The 24,501-nt window shown below is 64.2% G+C and carries 23 protein-coding genes and 1 pseudogene; 8 read left to right on the top strand and 16 right to left on the bottom strand.

All coding sequences use genetic code 11. The annotated features are described in order from the left end of the window. Positions 1-29 precede the first annotated feature (29 nt). The 10 genes and pseudogenes from argH to pheS all read right to left on the bottom strand — a co-directional run bounded on the left by argH (position 30) and on the right by pheS (position 12,245). Positions 30-1,477, bottom strand: a pseudogene (gene argH / locus JZY91_RS05025) (argininosuccinate lyase). Beyond that, positions 1,477-2,676 carry an argininosuccinate synthase gene (locus tag JZY91_RS05020; protein WP_234948847.1) on the bottom strand — a complete coding sequence of 400 codons (1,200 nt, stop codon included), beginning with the start codon at positions 2,674-2,676 and terminating at the stop codon, positions 1,477-1,479. Before JZY91_RS05020 ends, argH begins: the two are co-directional and overlap by 1 nt. 57 nt (positions 2,677-2,733) lie before the next feature. Further along, the gene (locus tag JZY91_RS05015; RefSeq protein WP_234948846.1) at positions 2,734-3,231 is read right to left on the bottom strand and encodes an arginine repressor; all 498 of its coding nucleotides are present in this window, start codon (positions 3,229-3,231) and stop codon (positions 2,734-2,736) included. Further along, positions 3,228-4,184, bottom strand: coding sequence for an ornithine carbamoyltransferase (gene argF / locus JZY91_RS05010; RefSeq protein ID WP_234948845.1), 957 nt, complete (start codon positions 4,182-4,184; stop codon positions 3,228-3,230). The genes JZY91_RS05015 and argF overlap by 4 nt, the downstream gene beginning before the upstream one ends. Before the next feature lie 2 nt (positions 4,185-4,186). Then, the gene (locus JZY91_RS05005; protein WP_234949056.1) at positions 4,187-5,344 is read right to left on the bottom strand and encodes an acetylornithine transaminase; all 1,158 of its coding nucleotides are present in this window, start codon (positions 5,342-5,344) and stop codon (positions 4,187-4,189) included. Between the two features lie 32 nt (positions 5,345-5,376). Continuing rightward, positions 5,377-6,330 carry an acetylglutamate kinase gene (argB, locus tag JZY91_RS05000; protein ID WP_234948844.1) on the bottom strand — a complete coding sequence of 318 codons (954 nt, stop codon included), beginning with the start codon at positions 6,328-6,330 and terminating at the stop codon, positions 5,377-5,379. Positions 6,331-6,345: 15 nt separating this feature from the next. After that, positions 6,346-7,512, bottom strand: a complete 1,167-nt coding sequence (gene argJ, locus JZY91_RS04995) for a bifunctional glutamate N-acetyltransferase/amino-acid acetyltransferase ArgJ (protein WP_234948843.1) — start codon at positions 7,510-7,512, stop codon at positions 6,346-6,348. Positions 7,513-7,524: 12 nt separating this feature from the next. After that, positions 7,525-8,580: an N-acetyl-gamma-glutamyl-phosphate reductase gene (gene argC / locus JZY91_RS04990; protein ID WP_234948842.1), complete on the bottom strand. Its 1,056-nt coding sequence runs from the start codon at positions 8,578-8,580 to the stop codon at positions 7,525-7,527. Positions 8,581-8,624: 44 nt separating this feature from the next. Further along, positions 8,625-11,177 (bottom strand): phenylalanine--tRNA ligase subunit beta, encoded by a 2,553-nt coding sequence (gene pheT / locus JZY91_RS04985; RefSeq protein ID WP_234948841.1) that lies wholly within the window; start codon positions 11,175-11,177, stop codon positions 8,625-8,627. Positions 11,178-11,195: 18 nt separating this feature from the next. Beyond that, positions 11,196-12,245 (bottom strand): phenylalanine--tRNA ligase subunit alpha, encoded by a 1,050-nt coding sequence (gene pheS / locus JZY91_RS04980; RefSeq protein ID WP_234948840.1) that lies wholly within the window; start codon positions 12,243-12,245, stop codon positions 11,196-11,198. A gap of 241 nt (positions 12,246-12,486) precedes the next feature. On the opposite strand from pheS, the gene JZY91_RS04975 reads away from it, so the two are divergent. The 3 genes from JZY91_RS04975 to JZY91_RS04965 are packed head-to-tail and all read left to right on the top strand — an operon-like array spanning position 12,487 to position 13,847. Beyond that, a complete protein-coding gene (locus JZY91_RS04975; protein WP_234948839.1) occupies positions 12,487-12,720 on the top strand; it encodes a toxin-antitoxin system in 234 nt (77 codons plus the stop codon). Further along, the gene (locus JZY91_RS04970) at positions 12,717-13,130 is read left to right on the top strand and encodes a type II toxin-antitoxin system VapC family toxin (protein WP_234948838.1); all 414 of its coding nucleotides are present in this window, start codon (positions 12,717-12,719) and stop codon (positions 13,128-13,130) included. Before JZY91_RS04975 ends, JZY91_RS04970 begins: the two co-directional genes overlap by 4 nt. Before the next feature lie 18 nt (positions 13,131-13,148). Then, entirely contained in the window at positions 13,149-13,847 is a 699-nt protein-coding gene (locus JZY91_RS04965) for a hypothetical protein (protein WP_234948837.1), read from the top strand. On the opposite strand, the gene JZY91_RS04960 is transcribed toward JZY91_RS04965, so the two are convergent. Continuing rightward, positions 13,782-14,600, bottom strand: coding sequence for an RNA methyltransferase (locus tag JZY91_RS04960; RefSeq protein WP_234948836.1), 819 nt, complete (start codon positions 14,598-14,600; stop codon positions 13,782-13,784). The two genes, JZY91_RS04965 and JZY91_RS04960, sit on opposite strands and share 66 nt — an antisense overlap. Before the next feature lie 91 nt (positions 14,601-14,691). Between JZY91_RS04960 and JZY91_RS04955 the strand changes: the two genes are divergently transcribed. Next, a complete protein-coding gene (locus JZY91_RS04955; protein WP_234948835.1) occupies positions 14,692-14,925 on the top strand; it encodes a toxin-antitoxin system in 234 nt (77 codons plus the stop codon). Next, entirely contained in the window at positions 14,922-15,350 is a 429-nt protein-coding gene (locus JZY91_RS04950) for a type II toxin-antitoxin system VapC family toxin (RefSeq protein WP_234948834.1), read from the top strand. The genes JZY91_RS04955 and JZY91_RS04950 overlap by 4 nt, the downstream gene beginning before the upstream one ends. Positions 15,351-15,424: 74 nt before the next feature. On the opposite strand, the gene rplT is transcribed toward JZY91_RS04950, so the two are convergent. From rplT to uvrA, 4 genes are all read right to left on the bottom strand, one after another. After that, positions 15,425-15,811, bottom strand: coding sequence for a 50S ribosomal protein L20 (rplT, locus tag JZY91_RS04945; RefSeq protein WP_234948833.1), 387 nt, complete (start codon positions 15,809-15,811; stop codon positions 15,425-15,427). A 48-nt stretch (positions 15,812-15,859) separates the two neighbouring features. Further along, entirely contained in the window at positions 15,860-16,054 is a 195-nt protein-coding gene (rpmI, locus tag JZY91_RS04940) for a 50S ribosomal protein L35 (protein WP_234948832.1), read from the bottom strand. 28 nt (positions 16,055-16,082) lie between these two features. After that, on the bottom strand, positions 16,083-16,604 hold the full coding sequence (infC, locus tag JZY91_RS04935) for a translation initiation factor IF-3 (RefSeq protein WP_095659887.1): 522 nt from the start codon (positions 16,602-16,604) through the stop codon (positions 16,083-16,085). Between the two features lie 311 nt (positions 16,605-16,915). Next, positions 16,916-19,771, bottom strand: coding sequence for an excinuclease ABC subunit UvrA (gene uvrA, locus JZY91_RS04930; RefSeq protein WP_234948831.1), 2,856 nt, complete (start codon positions 19,769-19,771; stop codon positions 16,916-16,918). Between the two features lie 77 nt (positions 19,772-19,848). Here uvrA and JZY91_RS04925 point away from each other — a divergent pair, with 77 nt between their 5' ends. From JZY91_RS04925 to JZY91_RS04915, 3 genes are all read left to right on the top strand, one after another. After that, positions 19,849-20,448, top strand: a complete 600-nt coding sequence (locus tag JZY91_RS04925; RefSeq protein WP_234948830.1) for an MBL fold metallo-hydrolase — start codon at positions 19,849-19,851, stop codon at positions 20,446-20,448. Between the two features lie 83 nt (positions 20,449-20,531). After that, on the top strand, positions 20,532-21,656 hold the full coding sequence (locus JZY91_RS04920) for a DoxX family protein (RefSeq protein WP_234948829.1): 1,125 nt from the start codon (positions 20,532-20,534) through the stop codon (positions 21,654-21,656). 121 nt (positions 21,657-21,777) lie between these two features. Beyond that, the gene (locus tag JZY91_RS04915; RefSeq protein ID WP_234948828.1) at positions 21,778-24,018 is read left to right on the top strand and encodes an AAA family ATPase; all 2,241 of its coding nucleotides are present in this window, start codon (positions 21,778-21,780) and stop codon (positions 24,016-24,018) included. A gap of 18 nt (positions 24,019-24,036) precedes the next feature. Here JZY91_RS04915 and JZY91_RS04910 read toward each other — a convergent pair whose 3' ends face one another. After that, positions 24,037-24,480: a universal stress protein gene (locus JZY91_RS04910; RefSeq protein ID WP_234948827.1), complete on the bottom strand. Its 444-nt coding sequence runs from the start codon at positions 24,478-24,480 to the stop codon at positions 24,037-24,039. Positions 24,481-24,501: the final 21 nt, after the last annotated feature.

The raw sequence follows: 24,501 nt of genomic DNA, 5'->3' as shown, positions 1-24,501 counted from the left end.
ATCGTAGAGTGCCCTAAACGATAGCGCTGCTAAACGGCACCGTCGGCACGCACGGGGCGCTCGGCCCACGCGCGGTAGGAAGCGCTCGCCTCGGCCACGCGCTCCCGCTGCTCCTCCACCCGCACGCGCGCAGTGCCGCCGCGGGTGGCACGGGAGGCCACCGCACCGTCGATGGTGAGCACCTCGCGCACCTCGGGGGTGAGGCGCGTGTCGACGCCCGCCAGCTCCTCATCCGTCAGCTCCACAAGACCAACTCCCCTGCTTTCTGCGATGCGGACACAGGCGCCGGATGCTTCGTGGGCCTCGCGGAACGGCACGCCCTGGCGCACCATCCACTCCGCCAGGTCCGTCGCCAACGTGTAGCCGGCCGGCGCGAGCTCGCGCATGCGATCCTCGTGGAACGTCAAGGTGGAGACCAAGCCCGTGAAGGCGGGGAGCAGGACGCGCAGCTGGGTCACCGAATCAATGACCGGCTCCTTGTCCTCCTGCAAGTCGCGGTTGTAGGCCAGCGGCTGCGCCTTCAACGTCGCCAAAAGGCCGGCAAGGTTGCCAATCAAGCGCCCGGACTTGCCGCGCGCAAGCTCGGCCACGTCCGGGTTTTTCTTCTGCGGCATGATCGAGGACCCGGTGGACCAGGCGTCATGCAGCGTGACGTAACCGAACTCCGGCGTGCACCACGCGATGATCTCTTCCGCGAAACGGGGGAAAGGTCTACCGCGATCTGGGCGAGCACGTACGCAGCCTCGGCCGCGAAATCGCGGGATGCGGTGCCGTCGAGGGAGTTGTCGGCGGAGGAATCGAAACCGAGCTCCTCCGCAATGGCCTCCGGATCGAGCTGCAGGGAAGAACCCGCCAGCGCGCCGGAGCCGTACGGGGACACGGCCAAACGCTTGTCCAAATCCTGGATGCGCTCCAGATCGCGAAGGAGCGGCTGGGCGTGCGCCAGGAGGGAGTGCGCGAGCAGGATGGGCTGCGCCGCCTGGAAGTGGGTCTTACCGGGCATGATCGCATCCGGGTGCGCCTTGGCCTGGGCGACGATGGCATCCACCAAGTCGGCAACATCCAGCGCCACGCCACGAACCGCATCACGCAGCCACATGCGGAACATGGCGGCAACCTGGTCGTTGCGGGAGCGGCCGGCTCGCAGACGCCCGCCCACTTCCGGTCCAACCCGGTCGATCAGGCCGCGCTCCATCGCACCGTGCACGTCCTCATCCGTCGGCAGCGGACCGAAAGAACCGTCCGCCACGTCGCGGCCAAGCTGGTCGAGGCCGTCCAGCATGGTTGCCAAGGCATCGTCGTCAAGCAAGCCAGCCCTGTTCAGCACCTTGGCGTGCGCCTTGGAGGCCAGCACGTCGTAGGGTGCCAGCACCCAGTCGAAGTGCGTGGACACGCTGAGGGCAAACATCGCCTCAGAAGGACCGCCGGAGAACCGGCCGCCCCACAGCGCGCCCTCGTTGGTCTTGTGCTGCTCCACTAGCGCGCCTCGCGGTCGCGCTTGTTGGCAATCTGGGAGGACAGGCCGTGCAGGCGCACGAAGCCCTTCGCCAGGGTCTGGTCGAAGGTGTCGCCAGTGTCGTAGGTGGCCAGGTTGAAGTCATACAGCGAGTGGTTGGAGCGGCGGCCGTTGACGGTGGCCTTGCCGTTGTGCAGCTCCATGCGGATGTCACCGGTGACGTGCTCCTGGGTGGACTCGATGAATGCGTCCAGGGAGCGCTTCAGCGGCGCGAACCACAGGCCGTCGTACACCTCTTCCGCCCAGCGGGCGTCGATGAGGCGCTTGTAGCGGGCCAGCTCGCGCTCCACCGTCACGTCCTCCAGCGCCTTGTGCGCCGTGATCAGGGTGATGGCACCCGGAGCCTCGTACACCTCGCGGGACTTGATGCCCACCAAGCGGTCCTCCACCATGTCCAAACGGCCGATGCCCTGGGCGCCTGCGCGGCGGTTCAGCTCCTCGATTGCCTCCAGGACAGTGACCTGGCGGCCGTCAATGGCCACCGGCTTGCCGGATTCGAAGGAGATGATGACCTCGTCCGGCGCGTTACCCAGCGCCGGGTCCTCGGTGTAGGAGTACAGGTCCTTGGTCGGCGGGTTCCACAGGTCCTCCAAGAAGCCCGTCTCAACCGCGCGGCCCCACACGTTCTGGTCAATGGAGAACGGAGATGCGGCGGACTGCTCAATCGGCAGGTCCTTACCCTCGGCGTACTCGATGGCCTTGTCGCGGGTCCACGCGTAGTCGCGCGCCGGGGCCACAATCTCCAGGTCCGGGTCCTGGTTGAGGAAGCCGACCTCGAAGCGAACCTGGTCGTTGCCCTTACCGGTGCAGCCGTGGGCAACGTGGGTGCCGCCGAAGTCCTGGGCAGCCTTGACCAGATGCTTCACAATCAGCGGGCGGGAGATGGCGGAAACTAGCGGGTATTCGCCCTGGTACATGCCGTTCGCCTTGATGGTGGGCAGGCAGTACTCATTGGCAAACTCATCCTTTGCGTCGATGACAATCGCCTCTGCCGCACCGCAGTCCAGCGCGCGCTGGCGCACGGACTCCATGTCTTCGCCGCCCTGGCCCAGGTCGAGCGCTACGGCGATAACGTCGCCCTCCAGCATTTCGCCGAGGTACGGAATGGCCACGGAGGTGTCAAGGCCTCCGGAGTATGCGAGTACAACGCGGTTGGACATATGCAAAAGCTCCTTGAGAAAAAGTTTTGGTTCGACCTTTGAGGATAGTGGGTGGCGCTAATCGCGCTTGCGCGGGGCGCTGCCGAAGAGCTCCTCAGCAAGATCCTGGCCCGTCAGCGGTTCACGTGCGAGGACAAACACCGTGTCATCGCCCGCAATGCAACCGACTACCTGGTCCAGACCCACACGGTCGATGTAGCTGGCCAGGTACTGGGCCGCGCCCGGCGGGGTGCGCAGGACGGCGATGCCGTAGGAGTAGTCAACGGAGACCACAAGCTCATCAATCATCCGGCCCAACTTTTCGCGTGGGCCGGTCTGCACCGCTCCGAGGGCTTCCTTTTCAGACCCCACGGTATAGAACGCACGGCCGCCTTCCAGCGGGCGAACCTTGCGGGCGCCAAGCTCATCCAGATCGCGCGAGAGCGTCGCCTGGGTGATGTCAATCCCCTCTTCCAGCAGCAGCTCCGAAAGCTGCACCTGCGAGGTCACATGTGTCGCCGCGAGGATCTCCAAGATCCGCGCCTGGCGTGCGGTGCGGGATACGGGTTGCGTCACTGCACACCCTCCGACGGCTGGTGCTCCAGCAGCCAGGCCAGCAGCGCCTTCTGCGCGTGGAGGCGGTTCTCCGCCTCATCGAACACGCGCGACGCAGGTCCGTCGATGACCTCTGCGGTGACCTCACTGCCGCGGTATGCAGGCAGGCAGTGCAGGAAGATCGCGCCCTCGCCGGCCGCGTTCATGACATCCTGGGTGACCTGGTACGGCATGAACGGGGTGCGGCGATCCTTGCCGTCGCCCTCCATGCCCATTGAGACCCAGGTATCGGTGATCACCACGTCCGCGCCCTCAACCGCAGCGAGGTCCGAGGTCACGGTGACGGTTGCGCCGGTCTCAGCAGCACGCGCGCGGGCCCGCTCCACAAACTCCTCACGCGGCAGGAAACCCTCCGGCGCGATGATGGCAATGTCCATCCCGGCGGTGGCGAAGCCGATCATGTAGGAGTTGGCCATGTTGTTGTCGCCATCGCCCAGGTACACAGCACGCTTCCCGCTCAGGCCGGCAGGCCCTTCCTCGGGGCAGAGATTTTCGACGATCGTTTGCAGGTCCGCCAGAATCTGGCACGGGTGCAGGTCGTCCGACAGCGCGTTCACAATCGGCACCGTGGCCGTCTCCGCCATGTCCATAAGGTTCTGGTGCGCGTAGGTGCGCCACACAATCGCGGAAACATAGCGGGAGAGCACCGCACCTGTGTCCTGGTAGGTCTCGCCCTTGCCCATTTGGGAGTTGCCGGTTTCCGTGACAATCGCGTGGCCGCCAAGCTGGGCAATACCCGCGTCGAATGAGAAGCGGGTGCGCGTGGACGTCTTGTCAAAGAGGACTGCTACCGACTGCGGCCCCTCGAGCGGGCGGCGCGCGTACGGCTCCCGCTTCATCGCTGCGGCGAGCTCCAGCACCTCCGCCTGCTCGGCCGGGGTCAGATCATCGTCCGCGAGAAAGTGACGTGGCATTGCTACTCCTTCTCTTCCTGTCGTGTTTCGTTGAAGGCTGCGGCGAAGCGTTGCGCAGCCTGCTCAAGTTCGTCTTCGCTGATTACTAGCGGCGGGGTGAAGCGCACCACGCTTGCGGACGGCGCATTGAGCACCACCCCGTGACGCAACCCCGCCGCCACAGTTTGCTTCGCCACAGGTGCTTCGAGCACGGCGCCGAGCATGAGACCGCGCCCGCGGACCTCGGTAACGCCGTCGATGGCGTGCACCAACTCTGCGAACCGCTCCCCTTTCGCGGTGACGCCGGCCAGAAAATCGTCGTCAAGCGTTTTCAGCACCGCGCGCGCTGCAGCGCACGCGATGGGGTTGCCGCCGAAGGTGGTGCCGTGTGAGCCCGGGGTAAGGGTCTCGGCGACCTTGCCGGTGGCGATGGCCGCGCCGATTGGCAGCCCGCCGCCGAGGCCTTTGGCCATGGTGACCACGTCCGGGCGGATGCCTGCGGGCAGGTCGTGCTCGAACGCGAAGAAGGAGCCGGTGCGGCCGACGCCGGTCTGCACTTCATCCACCACCATGAGGATGCCGTGGGTGTCGCAAAGTTCGCGTACCGCGGCGAGGAATCCCTCCGGCGCCGGAATCACGCCCGTTTCACCCTGAATGGGCTCGAGGAAGATCGCCGCGACCTCTCCCGGGTTGAGCTCCACCAGGGTGCGCAGGTAGTCGATGTCCCCGTACGGGTAGTACTCCACGCCTGCGGCAACCGGCTCGAAGGCCTTGCGCTTCTCGGGCTGGCCGGTGAGTGCGAGCGATCCCATTGTGCGGCCATGGAACCCGTGCTGCGCTGACAGGATGCGCCTGCGTCCAGTCAAGCGCGCGAGCTTGAACGCGGCCTCGTTCGCCTCCGCGCCGGAGTTGCAGAAGAACACCCGTGCGCTCTCGTCGCCGAAGCGGCGCACCAGCTCGCCCGCAACCTGCACCGCCGGTTCGGAAGCAAAAAGGTTGGAAACGTGGCCCAAGGTCTGCACCTGCTCGGTCACGGCCTCGACGATTGCGGGGTGGGCATGCCCCAAGGCGTTGACGGCAATGCCGGCCAGCATGTCGATGTATTCGTTTCCAGCGTCGTCCACAAGCGTGGAACCGTGCCCCGAGACGAGCGCGACCTGCGGGGGGCCGTAATTGTTCATCAGCCCGGCTTGCCAACCGGAGAGGATCTCGCTCACTTCGCCTCGTCCTTCCTGAACACGGTGCCGTCCGGGTAGTGCGCCAGATCGTACGCGTCCGGCAGCACCATGGTGCCGATGCCGCCCATGGTCAGCAGCTCCAGCAGCACGGAGTGGGCGATGCGGCCGTCGATGACGTGGGCAGCGCGCACGCCGCCCTTCACGGCGGTGAGGCAAGCCTCCATCTTGGGGATCATGCCGCTATCCAGCCGCGGCATCATCTTCTCCAGCTCGCCCACCTCGATCTTGGACAGCAGCGAATCTTTGTCCGGCCAATCGGTGTACAGCCCCTCAACGTTGGTGAGCACCACTAGGCGCTCCGCGCCGATCGCCGCCGCGAGCGCACCCGCGGCCTCATCCGCGTTGATGTTGTACACGTTGCCGTCCGCGCCCGGAGCAATGCCGGAGACCACGGGGATGCGGCCGGCCTCGATGATGTCCATCACCGCGGACGGGTTCACGTCCGTGATCGTGCCCACCAGGCCGATGTCCAGCTGCTCCCCGTCCACCTCCACGTAGCGCTTTTCCGCCGTGAATAGGCCCGCATCCTCGCCGGACGTGCCCACCGCGTAGGGGCCGTGGGAGTTGATTTTCCCCAGCAAATCGCGTCCCACTTGGCCAAAGAGCACCATGCGCACCACGTCCAGGATTTCCGGCGTGGTCACACGGAAGCCGCCGACAAATTCGCCTCCGTCAAGGCCCAGGCGCTTCATCATCGCGGAGATCTGCGGGCCGCCGCCGTGCACCACCACAGGCTTCGCGCCGACAGTGCGCAGGAACACCATGTCCGCGGCGAAGGCGGCCTTGAGGTCCTCATCGATCATCGCGTTGCCGCCGTACTTCACCACCACAATCTTGTCGCGGTAGTGCTGCAGCCACGGCAGCGCTTCCGCGAGCACGTGGGCGCGGGCCTCATTACTCAGGTTCGCGCTGATCGCTTCTACATCCATGTGTCGGTTCTTTCTTTAGGTGCTGTAGGCGGAGTTGATCTCCACGTAGGCGTGCGACAGGTCGGTGGTGCGCACGGTGGCCTTGCCCGGCCCGCCGGTGCCCAAATCCACCTCCACGGCGATATCTTCACCGGAAAGGTCCACCTCGCGGGCGCCCGGCGTGCCCGCCGAGCGCTCGCACACCGGCTGGCCGTTGAAGCTCACCGAGATGTTCTCCGCATCCATCTCCGCATCCGCCATGCCCACGGCCGCGAGGGTGCGGCCCCAGTTCGGATCCGAGCCGAACATGGCGCACTTGAACAGGTTGTCGCGGCCGATGGTGCGGGCGGCGTTAAGCGCCTGCGCATCATCCGCAGTGCCGGTGACGGTGATGGTGACGCGCTTGGTCACGCCCTCCGCATCTGCCTGCATCTGGGCGGCCAAGTCGGCGCATACCGCGTGGATCGCCTCATCCAGCTCTTCCTGCGCGGGGGTCAGGCCGCTGGCGCCGTTGGCCAGGACAATCACCGTGTCATTGGTGGAGGTAGACCCATCGATGTCCAAGGTGTCAAAGGTCACCGCCGTGGCCTTGCGCAGGGCGGCGTCGAGAGCATCCTTGCTTGCCGACGCATCCGTAGTGATCACCACAAGCATCGTGGCCAGCGACGGCGCCATCATGCCCACGCCCTTGCCCATCGCGCCGACGGTCCATCCATCTCGCTCCACCTTGGCTTCCTTGGCCACGGTATCCGTGGTCAAGATCGCCTCCGCCGCGGCGGCACCATGGGCGGCGTCGCTTCCCAGCCCGCCGGCCACCGCCTCTACGCCAGCCCTGATCTTGTCCATGGGCAGCAGCTCGCCGATCAAGCCGGTGGAGCACACGGCCACATCGCCGGCGTCCACGCCGAGCTTCTCCGCTGCCAGCGCCTGGGCCTCGCGCGCATCCGCGTCGCCCTGCGCGCCGTTGCAGGCGTTCGCATTGCCGGAGTTGAACAGCACGGCTTTGAGCTGGCCGTTCGCCACAGCCTCGCGGCTGATTTTCACCGGGGAGGCGAACACCTTGTTGCGGGTGAACACCGCGGCGGCGTTGAACTCCGGGCCCTCGTTGAGCACCAGCGCCATATCCGGCTTGCCGGACGGCTTGATGCCGGCGGTGTGGCCCGCAGCGGCGAAACCCTGCGGCGCAGTTACACTTCCAGTCATTCCAACTCCTCCTTACGGGGCCACGCCCTGGCGGGGCAGGCCGGCGGTCTCTTCAAAACCAAGCGCGATGTTCATGCACTGGACCGCAGCGCCGCCCGTGCCCTTGGTCAGGTTGTCAATCGCAGAGGTCATCAGCACCACGCCAGCGTGCAGGTCGATCTCGGCCTGGATGTGGCACATGTTGGAGCCGACAACGTTTTGCGTCTCCGGTAGCTCATCCTCCGGCAGGAGCCAGATGAACGGCTCGTCCCCGTACATCTCTTCGTACGCGCCGCGCAGCTGCGAGTCGATTTTGGCCACGCGAACGTCGTCCGCAATCGGCGCGGTGACGGTGGTGAGGATGCCGCGCGGCAGCGGCGCCAGCACCGGCGTGAAGCTCACGGTGACTTCTTTGTTGGTCACCTCGGAGATGTTCTGCGCAATCTCCGGAGTGTGGCGGTGCCTACCAGCGGTGTTGTACGCCCTCAGTGACCCCATGGTTTCGGAGCCGAGCATGCCTACCGACGCCTTCTTCCCCGCACCCGAGACACCGGTCACGGACACCACCCGCAGATCAGGCTTCACAACACCGGCCTTGACTGCGGGCAGGGCGGCCAGCGTAGCCCCCGTCGGAAAGCAACCCGGCACCGCGATGCGCCGAGCGTTCGCGATCTGCTCGCGGTGACCCGGCATCTCCGGGATTCCGTACGGCCAGGTACCGGCGTGCGGGGAGTAGTAGTAGTTCTCCCACTCCCGCGCGCTGCGCAGGCGGAAGTCTGCCCCGCAGTCAATCACCAGGGTTTCCTCCGGCAACGCGGCGGCAATCGCGGCAGAGTACCCGTGCGGGAGGCCAAGGAACACCACGTCGTGCTTTGCCAGCGTGTCGACGTCCGTTTCCTCCACCACCCTGTCCGCCAACTGCGGGAGGTGAGGCACAAGCCGCCCGAAGCGAAGACCAGCGCTAGAGTTGCCGGTCAGCGCTCCAATTTCTAGCTCACCAGCCACAAAAGCCGGGTGACTGAGCAGGAGGCGGAGAATTTCTCCACCCGCGTACCCGGTCGCCCCGGCAACCGCAACGGAAATAGTCATAACGGCAAACGTAGCAGATTATGCATCTTGCCGCAAACTATTCGTTACCCTCGCATCGTCGCGTTGTGCTCCTTCGCGGCAGCTTCCGCGGCGCGCAGACGGGCCTCGGAGGCTTCGTCTTCAGTGAGGGTCTTATCCCCAGCGCGGAACACCAGGCCGAATGCGAGCGACTTCTTCCCTTCACCCAGCTGCTCCGAGCGATACACGTCGAACAGTGCCACGCTCTCCAGCAGCTCGCCGGCGGCGGACTCGATGGTGCGGCGCACGGCCTCGGCCGGGACGTCCTCTTCCACCACAAGCGCGATGTCCTGGTTCACTGCCGGGAAGGAAGACAGCATTGGCGCAGGCAGCACCTGGTTGAACGGCAGCGCGGTAAGGTCCAGCTCCATTGCGCAGGTGCGGGCCGGAAGGTCCAGGGCCTCCAGCACCTGCGGGTGTAGCTCGCCCGCATAGCCAACAATGATCTTCTCGCCTTCTGCGGTTGTCACAGTCAGCGCGGCACAGCGGCCCGGGTGCCACGGCAGTTGCTGCGCGGCTGCAACGTCTAGGGCCACACCGGCGGCCGCAGCGGCCACGCGTGCGGACTGAATCGCATCCGCCCAGGTGTAGTCGCGGCCCTTGCCAAACGGGCCGTCCAGCTCCTGCTGCCCCACCGCCACGGTGGCTGCGTGCAAGTGCTGCTCCGGGAGGGAATCAATGAGCTCCGCCAGCGTCGCCTCATCCGGGCGCGCGGCCACGCTTGGCAGCGGGGAGACATCTGCGCGCTTCACAGATGTCTGCGCAACCGAGTAGATCGCCAGATCGTGGCGGCCGCGAGCAACGTTTCGACCGATGGCCTCCAGCATGGACGGCAGCAGCGTGGTGGCCAAAATGCTGTAGTCCGCGTCCAGCGGGTTCTGCACCTTCACGGTGTTGCGGCGCGGGTCCTCCGCCTCCAGGCCCCAGGTATCAAAGGTGGTGTTCTTTATAAACGGCGTGGGGATGATCTCCGCGTACCCGGAGTACGCCAGCGCGTGCGTCACCGCGCGGCGGCGGCGCTGCAGCGGGCTCAAGCCCCGGCCGCCAACCGGCGTGGGCAGGACAGACGGGATGTCGTCCAAGCCCTCGAGGCGCACGACCTCTTCGATCAGCTCCACCGGCACAGTGAGATCGCCGCGCCAGGTCGGCGGGGTCACGCGCAGGACCTCGTCCGCACCAGCCTGCGCATCGCCGCGCTCAACGGTGCAGCCGACCTCTTCCAGCCGCTTGATCACGGTCTCGGTCGCGTACTCCACGCCGATCAGCTCGCCGGCGCGGCCCGCGCGCAGCTCAATCGCCTCGCGCGCCGGCACCTCACCCACGATGGTGGCCTGCGGCGAGATGGTGCCCCCGGCGGCGCCGACAAGCAGTGCGCACGCGATATCCAGCGATGCCTCGACGATTGCCGGGTCCACGCCGCGCTCGAAGCGGCGCGACGCCTCCGAGGAGAGCTTGTGGTGGCGCGCCGTCTTGGCCACGGTCAGCTCATCCCACGTCGCGGCCTCGAAGTAAACGTTCACCGTCTCATCCGAGATTTCTGAGGTGGTGCCGCCCATGACACCAGCGAGGGACTGGATGCCGTTGTCGTCCGAGATCACCACATCCGTCGGCAGCAGGGTGCGCTTGGTGTGGTCCAGCGTCTCAAACTCCTCGCCGCCTTGCGCGTTGTGCACGCGCAGGCCGCCGGCAATCTTGTCCGCGTCGAACGCGTGCATCGGCTGGCCCGTCAGCAGCATCACGAAGTTTGTCACGTCCGTCGCCGCGTTCACGGAGCGGATGCCGGACAGCATCAGCGCGCGCTGCATCCAGAACGGTGCCTGCGCCTTCGGGTCGATCCCCTCAACCTTGCGCAGGCCGAAGCGCTTCGCCTTCGTGGACGGCTCCAGGGTGATGGGCAGGAGCTCCCCGCTTATCGACGGCACCTTGCTCACGTCCACCCCAGCAACGGAGGGGTCTTCAACAACATCGGTGAAGTCGAGACCGAACGCGGAGGCGATCTCGCGAGTCAGGCCGCGTGCGGACAGCGCGTAGCCGCGATCCGGGGTGATGTTGACCTCGAAGACAGTGTCGTCGGAGCCGAGCACCTCGCGGGCATCCTGGCCGGGTTCGAGCCCGGAGGCTTGCACGGAAGCGTCGGCAAGCGTGATAATGCCCTCGCTCTTCGCAGTGAGCCCGAGCTCCGCGGCGGAGGCCATCATGCCGTTGGAGATGTGGCCGTACGTCTCACGCGCGGCGATCTCGAACCCGCCCGGGAGGACAGCGCCCGGGAGGGAGACGATCACGGTGTCGCCCTCTTGGAAGTTGCGGGCACCGCAGATGATCCCCTGCGGTTCGCCGGTGCCGTTCGCCTGGCCGACGTCAACCTGGCAGTAGCGGATCGGCTTTTTGAAGCCCTCGAGCTCCTCAATCTCCAGCACGCGGCCGATAACCAGCGGGCCGGTGGTTTCCGGCAGCGGCTGGTAGCCCTCAGTTTCGAAGCCGACGCGCACGAAGCCGGCATCCAGCTCCTCGTCCGTCGGGTTGAAGCTGTTGCCCGCGCCATTGAGCAGGTCAGTGATCCAGTTCTTTGAAATCAGCATGTTCTCTCTCTCCTGCCCTTATGCCTGGATGCCGAACGGGATGGTGAAGCGGACATCGCCCTCGACCATGTCGCGCATGTCCGTCAGGCCGTTGCGGAACTGCAGCGTGCGCTCAAGCCCCATGCCGAACGCGAAACCGGTGTACACCTCCGGGTCCACGCCCACGGCGCGCAGCACGTTCGGGTTGACCATGCCGCAGCCGCCCCACTCGATCCAGCCGGCGCCGCCCTTCTTGTTCGGGAACCACACATCCACCTCGGCCGACGGCTCCGTGAACGGGAAGTAGTTGGTGCGCATGCGGGTCTTGGTCTCCGGGCCGAAGAGCGTCTTGGCTAGGTGATCCAGGGTGCCCTTGAGGTGCGCCATGGACAGCCCCTTATCCACTGCCAAGCCCTCCACCTGGTGGAACACCGGGGTGTGCGTGGCATCCAGCTCATCAGTGCGGAACACGCGGCCGGGGCAGGCGATGTAGATCGGCACATCGCGCTCCAGCATGGTGCGCACCTGCACCGGGGAGGTGTGGGTGCGAAGTACCTGCTTGGAGCCCTCCTCGCCGATGTAGAAGGTGTCCTGCAGGGTACGGGCCGGGTGATCCGGGATGAAGTTCAAAGCGTCGAAGTTGAAGTACTCCGCCTCTACCTCCGGGCCTTCGGCGACCTCCCAGCCCATGCCGATGAAAATGTCGGCGATCTGCTCCGAAAGCGCAGTGATCGGGTGCATCGCGCCCGCCTGTGCGCGGGCGGTAGGCAGAGTGACGTCCACGGTCTCCTCGCGCAGCTGGCGCTCACGGTGTTCAACTTCTCGCACCGCTCGAAGTTGGGAGAAGGACTTCTCTGCCTTGCCGCGGGCGACGTTGACGAAGCGGCCGGCGTCCTTGCGCTGATCCTTCGGCAGCTGGCCGAGTGAGCGGCGCGCCAGGGAAATCGGGGATTTCTCGCCGAGGTGGGCGCGGTGCGCCTCCTCGAGCGCAGCAAGATCTGCAGCCGCTTCGAACGCCGCAATGGCTTTGTCTGCAGCCCGGTTCAGGCTCTCCTCAGTCAGTTCAATTTCGGGGTTTTCGGTGCTCACTGCACACCCGCACCTTTCCTCATCGGCGGCATCTCAAAACGCAGACAAGCATACCCGCGAGGTCCGGGCCCGTCGGCTTCGAGGACTGGCTTGATTGACCTATCCCTCGCTCACCGGTACTGACAGTACTTACCTCGGGCCGTTGGCAGCGGGCAATCTAAGGTGAAGACGGTTTGACACCTCACAAACTGATATCGTCGCGATATCTACCACCATTGTTGTGATGCAGGAGGTAACTAACGTGGCATCCATCATCGTGCGAAACTTGGATGACGGCGTAAAGGCCAAGTTGGCCGAACGCGCACGTCAGAATGGTGTCTCAATGGAAGCTGAGGTGCGACGGATTCTGTCTGAGTCCGTGGGAGATCGGAACGCGGGTCAGGCACTACTCGATGCACTGTCGGAAACAGGAGGATTCCCCGAACTCACTATTCCAGCACGGGAATACGATGATGACCGGGTGCCGTTCTCGTGATCATTCTCGACACGAACGTGATCTCAGACTTGATTGCCAACCCGGATGGGAAGGTGGCAAGAAGGGTTGCTGCCGCTGCCGATCAGGTGTGCATCACCTCGATCACTTTGGCGGAGCTGCGCTACGGTGTTGAACTTCTCCCCCATGGGCGGCGCAGAGAATCTCTTGAAGAAGTGATCAGCGTTTGGGCAGAAATGCTCGGATCCGAGCTCATTCTTCCGTTCGATGGAAATGCCGCGGAGGCATTCGGGCGAATCCGATCAGCGCGCAGAATCATGGACCGCCCCATCACATTCGCTGATGCTGCGATTGCGGCAGTCAGCGAGTTTCACAAGGCGACGCTATACACGGGCAACACCAAGGATTTCGAGCACACCGGTGTCAACCTCTTCAACCCTTGGCTCGACTAGCCGGTACCGTTCGAAGGCATGGGCAAGAGCAACCTGAGCAGGCAGAAGCTAGGCAAGAAGCGGCGCAAGAAGCTTCAGCAACTGCGGGACGAGCGGCTGCCTGAGGAGCGGTGGGACAAGATCGCGCGGCTGTACTGCGATCCCACGGCCCACACACTTGATGTGGTGCCCTTCCGCGGGATGAGCGAGTCCTTCCTCCACTACTACTTCCACGTGGAGCGCAACTACATGCCGCGCTTCATCGACCGGTACGCGTTCATCGTGCTCACGGCGGCATACACGTGGGCGGATTACATCGACATCGTGCCCGGATACTGGCACAAGCGAGACCAGTACCCGACAGTCATCCTCGAGAGCGAGAAAGGCCTCGAATCCTCGGCAAAGGATGTCGACCGCCTAATCCGTGACACGCTCAAAAGCGAGCTCCTCACGACCACCTACGTTTTTATCGAGAGCAAGAACATCCTCATCGAGCTGCGGGAAGACTTCACCGTGGTGTTCTACGGCCTTGGCGACGACGAGGAGCGGATGATCCAATCGCTCGCTGACGCAAACGGGTTATTCCTCAAACGAGGCACCGAAGACAGGACCACCGAAGACTGCCTCAACGAGACCATGCCAACCACCTACCCGGGCACTGGTTGGACTATCTCAAGCCTCGTGCTCCCCGAGCGCTTTGGAGGATTCCCAGAGACAGATACTCGCGGCGGTAGCTAGGTTCAACGACTCGGCGCTCCCCCGAATCGGGATGGAGACGCGGTGATCGGCGGAATCCAAGAGTTCCTCGCCGAGACCGTGCGCCTCGTTGCCGAATAGCCACGCCGTGGGCTGGGCAAGGGCATCACCTGGCTGGGCGAGGTTGAGTTCGCCGTGCATGGTTGTAGCGAACGTCGATAAGCCTGCGCCCTGAAGCTGGCCGATGACCCTGCGGATGTCGCGATCCCGGGCGACTGGGATGTGGAAGAGCGAGCCTGCGGTGGAGCGGACGACCTTGGGAGACTCAGGGTCGACGGTGTCGCCGGCGAAGATGACAGCGTCCGCGCCTACGGCGTCCGCGATGCGGATGATGGTGCCGGCGTTGCCCGGGTCATTCGTTTCCACGCACACCGCGACCAGCTTCGGGTTGCCCTTCAGAATCGCGGGGACGGTCCAGAGGACGGGGCGGCAGACGGCGAAAATGCCGGTGCTGGTCACCGCGTCCGCGAGGTGGTCTGCAGCCTTTTCTGTGATCGCGTGCGTGTATACGTTCATGTAGCCGGCCGCGCGGACGATCTCCTCGAAGCGCTCGGCGGCTTCCTCCGTGACAAAGAGGTCGGTGGCGGCACCCGTGGCTACCGCGGCCTCAACAGCGTTCTCCCCCTCCGCGAGGAACGCCTTCGCCTTCTTGCGACCGGCCGCACGTTTCAGTTTCGCAGCATTGACTACGCGGGGCGTGCGCTCGGTAAACGGTTCGTTGAAATCGAGGGGCATGCCGCCAGCGTAATCAAGTGGGTGTTGACTCCCCTGCAGCAGGCCCCTAGCATGGCGCTAGCGTAGGGATATCAAACCGAGGAGGTGCCCGATGGCTTCACTCATTGTGCGTAACTTGGATGAACGGGTAAAAGAAGCTCTGGCGGAGCGCGCCCGACTACAGGGGCGATCCATGGAAGCCGAGGTGCGGGACATCCTGCACCGCGCCGTGGCGCCTACCAATCCCCTCGAAGAACTGCATCAGCTGGTCTCCCGAGCTGATGCCAGCGTTGATTTGGAGCTTCCCGATCGAGTCATTGATGAGCGGAAAGTTGACTTCTCGTGATCATTTGGGACACAAACGTAGTCTCCGAGTTTCTCAAGTCGGATCCGGACCCTAGGGTCCGCGTTTCGATTGAGAGGTCCATGAGAGACACCCCCGGGCTGGCCGCACTGTGCACAATGACGCTCGGTGAGATATGGCAGGGAATCGCGTATCTCAAACCTGGTCGAAGACGCACCGCTCTCGAACAGAGCTTTACCACCTGGTTGGAGCTCATGCCGCCAGAACACGTTCTCCCCTTTGGCGCCGAGGAAGCCCGGATCTTTGGCGACGTGCGTGCCCATCGAAAGGCAATTGGGCGACCCATAAGCTACCCAGATGCCATCATCGCAGCAACATGCATTGCTCATGATGCAACACTGTTCACGCGCAATACCAGCGATTTCGACGAACTCAATCTCCGCCTGGTCAACCCTTGGGAAGACTAACCCCGAAAAAGACGAACGCCCCGCGGCCGCGGTGAGAAACCGGGCACGCGGGGCGTCAGTTAACGAACGAGCGCTTAGGCGGCAACCTTCGGTGCGTTGACGTCCTCCGGGAGGGCGTTCTTGGCAACCTCGCACAGCGCGGAGAACGCAGCGAAGTCGTTCACGGCCAGATCGGCGAGGATCTTGCGGTCAACCTCGACCTCGGCCAGCTTCAGGCCGTGGATGAGGCGGTTGTAGGTGATGTCGTTCATGCGGGCAGCGGCGTTGATGCGCTGGATCCACAGCTTACGGAACTCGCTCTTGCGCTTGCGGCGGTCGCGGTAAGCGTAGGTCTGGGAGTGCAGCCACTGCTCCTTGGCCTTGCGGTACAGGCGGGAGCGCTGGCCGCGGTAGCCCTTCGCGGACTTCAGAATCGCGCGACGCTTCTTCTTGGCGTTGACTGAACGCTTGACACGTGCCATGAGTCTTTACTTCCTTATCGTTCTAGGTTTGTAGGGATCAGGCAGTGCTTAGGACATGCCGAGGAGGCGCTTCGCGCGCTTGACGTCAGCCGGAGCGACATCGGTGGTGCCGGAGAGCTTGCGGCGACGCTTGGACGAGAGCTTCTCGTTGAGGTGGCGCTTACCGGCCTGCTCGCGGCGCAGCTTGCCTGCACCGTTGACCTTGATGCGCTTCGCGGTGCCCTTGTGGGTCTTCTGCTTCATTTTCAAAGCCCTTCAGAGTTGTGAACGTTTACTTCTTGCCCTTGCGAGCCGGTCCGAACACCATGGTCATGTTGCGGCCGTCCTGCTTCGGACGGGACTCCACCACGCCGAGTTCCCCGATGTCGTCTGCGAGACGCTCCAGGAGGCGGTAGCCGAGCTCCGGACGCGACTGCTCGCGGCCGCGGAACATGATGGTGACTTTGACCTTGTTGCCCTTCTCTAGGAAGCGCTCAACATTGGCCTTCTTCGTCTGGTAGTCGTGCTCATCGATCTTCGGGCGGAACTTCTGTTCCTTGACCACGGTCTGCTGCTGGTTCTTGCGGGCCTCGCGGGCCTTCTGGTCCTGCTCGTACTTGAATTTGCCGTAATCCATGATCTTGCACACGGGCGGCTTGGCGTTCGGCGCAACCTCGACCAAGTCGAGATCGGCTTCGTATGCCAGTTTGCGAGCATCATCCGTACGGACAATGCCCACCTGCTCGCCGGACGGGCCGACGAGACGAACTTCCGGAACACGGATGCGTTCGTTGATCCGAGCTTCAGCGCTGATGAGAACTCCTTGAGACGAAGGGAAACAATGTTGCCCGCTCCCGGTCCGCTTGTAGTGCTACCCCCACACAAAAATCCCGCTCACCCGAGAGGAGGTGGCGGGAGTTCGTCCTAGTATCGGAAGACGCACATTCCGTGCGGTTCCAACACCGTTGACCCGTATCCAACCGGGTTCTGCAACTCCGGCGGCTTGGGGTGGGATTCACTCCACTTGCGGCCCGCACGCCTAAGTCAGGCGCACTGGGCGGTGTGCAGGGAAATGTACCACCACTTCCGCCTCAACTCCAAATCCCGCACCGCAGCGGGGCGGACCTAGCGCTGCAGCACCTCCGACAGGAACTGCCCGGTGAAGGAACCTTCCACCTTGGCAACATCCTCCGGAGTGCCTTGCGCAACGACGGTACCGCCGCCGGAACCGCCCTCCGGACCCATGTCGATGATCCAGTCCGCGGACTTGATCACATCCAAGTTGTGCTCGATGACAAGGACGGTGTTGCCCTTCTCTACTAGGCCGTTGAGCACCAACATGAGTTTGCGGATGTCCTCGAAGTGCAGGCCAGTGGTCGGCTCGTCCAGGATGTAGATCGTGCGGCCGTTGGAACGCTTCTGCAGCTCGGACGCGAGCTTCACGCGCTGCGCCTCGCCACCGGACAGCGTGGTGGCGGATTGGCCCAGACGGACGTAGCCCAAGCCGACGTCGACAAGCGTTTGCAAGTAGCGGTGGATCGAGGTGATCGGTTCGAAGAACTCGGCCGCCTGAGAGATGGGCATGTCCAGCACCTCGGCGATGTTCTTGCCCTTGTACCGGACCTCCAGCGTTTCGCGGTTGTAGCGCGCGCCGCCGCACACCTCGCACGGGACGTACACGTCCGGGAGGAAGTTCATCTCGATCTTGATCGTGCCGTCGCCGCGGCAGGCTTCGCAACGTCCGCCCTTGACGTTGAAGGAGAAGCGGCCGGCCTTGTAGCCGCGCACCTTCGCCTCCTGCGTCTCGGCGAAGAGATTGCGGATCTTGTCAAAGACACCGGTATACGTCGCAGGGTTGGAACGCGGTGTGCGCCCGATCGGGCTCTGGTCCACCTGCACAAGCTTGTCCAGATGCTCCAGACCCTCCACGCGCTTCACGCGACCCGGGACCTGCCGCGCGCCGTTGAGCTGGTTTTGCAGTGTGCGTGCGAGGATCTGGTTCACCAGGGTGGACTTGCCGGAGCCGGACACGCCGGTCACGGCCACAAGCACACCCAGCGGGATATCCACATCGACGTTGTCCAAGTTGTTCTCGCGCGCACCAACTACGCGCAGCTTCCGCTCCGGGTCGATCGGCCGACGCGACTCGGGCACCTCAATGGCTTTGCGGCCGGAGAGGTAGTCGCCGGTCAGCGAATCCTTGGCCTTGAGAATGCCCTTCGGCTCGCCCTGGTACACCACTTGGCCGCCGTACTCGCCGGCCTTGGGTCCGATGTCGATGAGCCAGTCTGCCTCGCGGATCGTGTCCTCATCGTGCTCCACCACAACCAGGGTGTTGCCCAGGTCGCGCAGCTTCTTCAGGGTGCCAATCAAACGCTGATTGTCGCGCTGGTGCAGGCCGATGGACGGCTCATCCAACACGTACAGGACACCCGCCAGGCCGGACCCAATCTGCGTGGCCAAACGAATGCGCTGCGCCTCGCCGCCGGAGAGCGTTCCCGCGGAGCGGGCGAGGGTGAGGTAGTTCAAACCGACGTCGATAAGAAAGTGCAGGCGCGCCTGAATCTCCCGCAGTACGGCACCAGCAATCATTTCCTCCCGGTAGCCCAACACCAGGTTGTCCAGGTACTCGCTAGCGTCCTCGATGGACAGCTCCGTCAGCCCTGCGATGGACTTCTCACCGTGCGTGGTGGAATCCAGCCGCACGGCCAGTATCTCCGGCTTCAGGCGGGTGCCGTCACAGGTCGGGCACGGGATCTCCCGGGTGTACGCCAGCAGGCGCTCCTTTTGCGTGTCCGTCTCCGCCTGCTCCATCTTGCGCTCGAGGTAGCCAATCACGCCCTCATACGCAGCGCTGAAGGAACGTTGGCGGCCGTAGCGGTTCTTGTAGCGAACGCTCACGGTGGTGCTGGAGCCGTGGACAAGGTGCTTCTGCTGCGTCTTGGTCAGCGAGCTAAACGGCGCGTGCGCGTCAAAGCCCTCCTCTTTCGCCAGCGCTTCGATCAACTTGGTGAAGTAGCCCTTGTTAGGGCTGGAGTTCCAGATCTGGAACGCGTCCACCGCCGGGGCGTCCGGATCCGGAATCACCAGGTCGATGTCAATCTCTTTGCGCACGCCAAGGCCGTCGCACGCCGGGCACGCACCGAACGGAGAGTTGAAGGAGAACGCACGCGGCTCATACTCCTCCACGTCCAGCTTGTGGCCGTTCGGGCAGGCCATCTTCTCAGAGAAGATCTGCACCCGCTCAGGATCGTCCGCCTCCAGGTCCACGAAGTCGAAGCCCACAAGGCCGTCCGCGAGCTTGAGCGCGGTCTCCACCGAATCCGTCAAGCGCTGCTTCTGGCTCGCCTTCACCGTCAGGCGGTCCACCACCACGTCGATGTTGTGCTTGACCTGCTTTTCCAGTGCCGGCGGTTCCGTGAGCTGGTAGGTCTCCCCGTCCACGTTCACGCGGGAGTAACCCTGCGCGGCGAGATCCTTAAACAGGTCCTGGAACTCGCCCTTGCGTTTGCGCACCACCGGGGCAAGCACCTGGAATTTGGTGCGCTCCTCCATGGACAGAATCTGGTCCACAATCTGCTGCGGCGTTTGCCTATCAATCACCGCGTCGCACACCGGGCAGTGCGGGGTGCCGGCACGCGCGTACAGCAGACGCAGATAGTCGTAGATCTCGGTGATCGTGCCCACGGTGGAACGCGGGTTGCGGTTGGTGGACTTTTGGTCGATGGACACCGCCGGGCTCAACCCGTCGATGTAATCCACGTCCGGCTTGTCCATCTGCCCCAGGAACATGCGGGCGTAGGAGGAAAGGGACTCCACGTAGCGTCGCTGCCCCTCAGCAAAGATGGTGTCGAAGGCGAGAGAGGACTTGCCCGAGCCGGAAAGGCCGGTGAACACAGCCATCTTGTCGCGGGGCAGCTCGATGTCAATGCCCTTCAGGTTGTGTTGGCGCGCGCCGCGCACCGTTAGCCACTCTGCCACGTGGGTCCTTTCTCTTAAACCGCCACCAACCTACCAACGTGCGCCGCCGCGCCACTATTCCGCTTACGCTGGCATGCATGTCCGAGATCACGCTGCACCACATCTCCGTCTCCGAGATGGACAACAACTGCTACCTGCTGGCTTGCGAGGGGCAGGGCTTGCTTATCGACGCCGCCGATGACGCCCCAGCCATTCTCAAGATGGCCGAAGAAGCTGGCGTCACCATCACCGATGTGCTGACAACGCACCGGCACTTCGACCACGTTCGGGCGCTAGGAGACATCCTGGATGCCACGAACGCCACGCACTGGGCATCGTTCCTCGATGCCCCTGCAATCCCGGGACACGTGGAGCAAGAGCTGCGCGACGGCGATATCCTCGACTTCGCCGGCCACAGCCTGGAGGTGGCCATCTTGCGCGGCCACACCCCGGGCGGCGTGTGCCTGGCAGCGACGATCGAGGACACCCTGAATCTCTTTGTGGGCGATTCCCTTTTCCCCGGCGGTGTTGGCAAGACCGCGTCCGAAGGCGAATTCGTGCGATTGTTCACCGATGTGAAGACGAAGATTTTCGACACCTGCGAGGACGAGACCATTATTTGGCCTGGTCACGGGGCTCCTACGACCGTCGGCAAGGAGCGCCCCAACCTGGACGAGTGGTGGGAGCGGCGCTGGTAGCTGTAGGCCAGCCCACACCGGCGGCGGAAATGTCTACAGTGGTGTGTAGAACTTGACCATTGAAGAAAAGGATGGGTTAGCTCATGATTCGCAAGATTGCCCGCCCGATGCTCGCATCGGTGTTTGTCATCGACGGTGTGGAAACCGTTCTCAACCCGGCGGGCCACAAGGAGTCCGCTGACGGCGTGCTCAAGTCGATCCGTGCCGCAGTGCCGCGCGAGTACCGCGCGTTCCTGCCCAAGGACCCGGAGACCGCCGCACAGATTAACGGTGGTGTGAAGGCTGCTGCAGGCTCCCTCTTCGCTCTTGGTAAGGCTCCCCGCACCGCGGCCGCGCTGCTGACCGCTTCCTCCCTGGCGTCCATGGTGGGCCGCAACGCGTTCTGGGCCACCGATGACGCTGACGAGAAGGCACGCCGCCGCACCGGAGCGCTGACTGATCTCGCGCTGACCGGCGGTGTGCTCCTGGCTACCGTTGATACCGCTGGCAAGCCGGACATGAAGTGGCGCGCGCAGAACGCCGCCCGCGTTGCCCGCAAGAACGTGCAGCAGGCGCTGCCTACCCAGTCCGAGACGGAGAAGGCGCTGAACAAGGCTGGCAACTGGTTCTCCGACGCTACCGACCAGGTCGGCGACTACATCGACGACAACAAGGGCGATTGGAAGAAGGCTGCGCACAAGGCCGGGGATGCCGCGCAGGACTTCCTGGGCGATGCGAAGAAGCAGACCTCCAAGTTCCTCTCCAACGCGGGTGACTGGCTGGATGACGCTGCTGACCAGGCGCAGGACACCTACCAGGACCTGAAGCCGTCCAAGCTGGACCAGTACAAGGCGAAGCACAAGGTGAACAACTTCATCGGTGACGCGCAGGATTGGGCCGGGGACGCATGGGACGAGATCACCCCGTCCAAGTTCCAGCAGTTCAAGGCCAAGCGCAAGGTCAACTCCGTTGTGGATGATCTGCAGTCCACCCTGGATGACCTTGGCCCGTCCGGCCTGGACAAGTTCCGTGCACAGCGCAAGGTGAACAAGGCCACCTCCAAGCTGCAGAACCGCGCGCAGGATGCCGTTGACAACCTGCAGCACGCATGGGACCAGCTCGACGCTTCCCCGTCTTGGTGGACCAAGAAGAAGTGGGAGCGCAAGGCCAAGAAGGCTGAGAAGCAGGCCAAGAAGGCCGTGAAGAAGCTGCAGAAGAAGCTCGGCTAAACGCCGGTAACGCACACGGCCCCGCCCCGCGGCAATTCCAAGGAATAGTCCGGGGGCTGGGGCCGTTTCTTCATGAGTGCCACCATCCTGGTGGCAAACGCAACGTGAGGAGGCACAGCGGGTGACCAACCCCCACAAGGACAACAGGGTTGCAGAAGAGCAGGCGTATGTAGACGTGCTCTTTGGGCACCTACGGCAAGAGGTGGACGCGGCGCGTCTGAAGCTCGCCGAGGTCCAGGCGGACGTGGACCCTGATAACCCGGACGCGGACGCGCTGGTGCGCCGCGAGACGGAGTACCACGCGCTGAACGCAAAGCTGGATCAGCTCGGTGTGGCTGAGGTGGGATTGGTCTTCGGCCGCGTTGACGTGGAGGACGCGGATGCCGATAACCCGGTGCCCGGCCGGGAGGATTTGGATCGCCGCTACGTTGGCCGCCTGGGTATTGATGACCGCGCGGACCATTACCGCACGCTGCTCTTGGATTGGCGCGCGCCGCAGGCCCGCCCGTTCTACCTGGCTACCACCGCGCACCCAGAAGGCGTGGCCACGCGCAGCAACATCCGCATGCGCGGCCGCCGGGTGACCGCGGTGGATGATGAGGTGCTGTCTGGCGCGGTGACCGCAGAAGAAAGCGCGAACGTAGGTTCTGAGGCCGCGTTGCGCCGGGCAATGAACGCCGCGCGCACCGGCCACATGCAGTCCATCGTGGAGACGATCCAGCGCGAGCAGGACGAGATCATCCGCGACCCCACGCGTGGGGTCATGGTGGTGCAGGGCGGACCCGGCACCGGTAAAACGGCCGTCGCCCTGCATCGCGTCGCCTACCTGCTGTACACCTGGCGCGAGCAACTCTCCCGCACCGGTGTGCTGATTGTCGGCCCGAACCGCACCTTTTTGGACTACATCTCCCGCGTGTTGCCGGAACTGGGCGAGACCGGCGTGGTGCTGACTACCTTGGAGCAGCTCGTACCGGGCTTCTCCCCCACCGCCGCCGCTCACACCGAGAGCATCGCCGCGCGCGAGGTGAAGGGCTCGGAGGAGATGGTGACCATTCTCAAGCGCACCGTGCAGGTGCACGAGACGGTGCCGGTCGAGCCTGTACCGCTGGATATCGACGGCGTGAGCATCCAGGCGACGCCCGCGATGGTGAAGGCTGCCCGCACCAGGGCGCGCCGTTCCCGAAAGCCGCACAACCCAGCTCAGGCTGTGTTCGCGGAGGAGGTTACCCGCCTGCTCGCCGGCGCGCTGGCGGAACGCATCGGCACAGACCCGCTGGGCGGGGAGAATCTGCTTTCTGCGGCCGACGTGGATCAGCTCCACGACGATCTTGCGGAGCACCCGCAGGTGCTGGCGCTTATCGACGATTGCTTTCCGCTCCTCTCACCCACCGAGACCTTGGAGGAGCTGCTGACCAGCAAGGAGAGGATTGCCGAGGTAGCCGGGGACTACGACGAGTACACGCAGAATGCGCTCTACCGAGAACCCGGGAGCCCGTTTACTCCCGCGGATACTGCGCTGGTTGATGAGCTAGCGGTACTCATCGGCATCGTAGACCCGAAGGAGGAACGCCGCCGCGAAGAAGCAGAGTGGCGCCGCCAGGTGGAGGAGGCGGAGGACGCGCTGGACATCCTCGCCTCTTCCGAAGCCACGGACAACGACGACGATCAGTTCGAGGCGGAGATTTTGTCCGCCGCCGACGTGATCGACCCGGAGACGCTGGCCGCCCGCCAGCAGGTGCGCGACAACCGCTCCACCGCGGAGCGCGCACGCGCCGACCAGGCGTGGGCATACGGTCACGTGATTGTGGATGAGGCCCAGGAGCTCTCGCCCATGGAGTGGCGGATGGTGTTTCGCCGCTGCCCGTCACGTTGGATGACGTTGGTCGGAGATACCGCACAGACCTCCTCCCCGGCGGGCACCGACGACTGGTCAGTGACACTCGCCCCCTTTGTGGGCCAGCGTTTCCGCCTGCACGAGCTCACGGTGAACTACCGCACGCCGGCGGAAATCATGGCGTACGCCGAACGGGTGCTTGGGTACATTGAGGGCGGCAAAGGGACGTCGATAAGCATCCGCTCCGGCGCGGAAGTCCGGCACTACCCGGAGGGCACGGACCCGGCGGACGTGCAGGAGGCGCTGCGAGCGGGCGATGCGGATGATGCAGGCGATGCCGGCGAGCGCCTCACCGCTGTCATCTCCGCCGAGAACGTGAGCGAGATGAAGGGCTTGGAGTTTGACCATGTGATTGTGGTGGAGCCGGCGGAAATAGTAAAGGCCTCGCCACAAGGGTGGCAAGACCTGTACGTTGCTGTCACCCGGGCCACGCAGACCCTGTCGGTGATTGGAGAGCTGGAGCTCTAGCACCAGCTCTCGGACGGTTTAGTTCACGGTGTGAACAATCATCACGTCACAGTCAGACTGACGTGCAACGTCCGCCGGCACGGAGCCGAGCAGGCGGCCGGTGAGAGAGTTGATGCCGCGGTTACCCACAACCAGCAGCTCAGCGTTGTTGTCGTTCACAATGGCCATCAGGGCCTCAACCGGGGTACCCGGGCGGGTTGCAGTCTGCACATCCTTCGCGCCAGCCTGGCGTGCGTGCTCTGCAGCTGCCTCGAGGTTCTTCAGCGCCTGATCATCGCCCAGGATGGTCACGGAATCCTGGCGCAGTGCCTTGGATGCGTCCTCCTCAGAGCGGTAGTAGGCGGTGCCAATCACCAGGGTGGCATCGAATGCCACGGCCATCTTCGCTGCCCGCTCCACGGCGAGGAGGGAAGACTTCGAACCGTCCGAGCCGACGACGATGGTGTTGTAGTAGTTACCCATTGAGTGTTCTCTAACCTTTCG

The sequence above is a fragment of the Corynebacterium sp. CNCTC7651 genome, assembly GCF_021496665.1.
Lineage (GTDB): Bacteria > Actinomycetota > Actinomycetes > Mycobacteriales > Mycobacteriaceae > Corynebacterium.
This window is presented reverse-complemented; position numbering and strand designations above follow the sequence as displayed.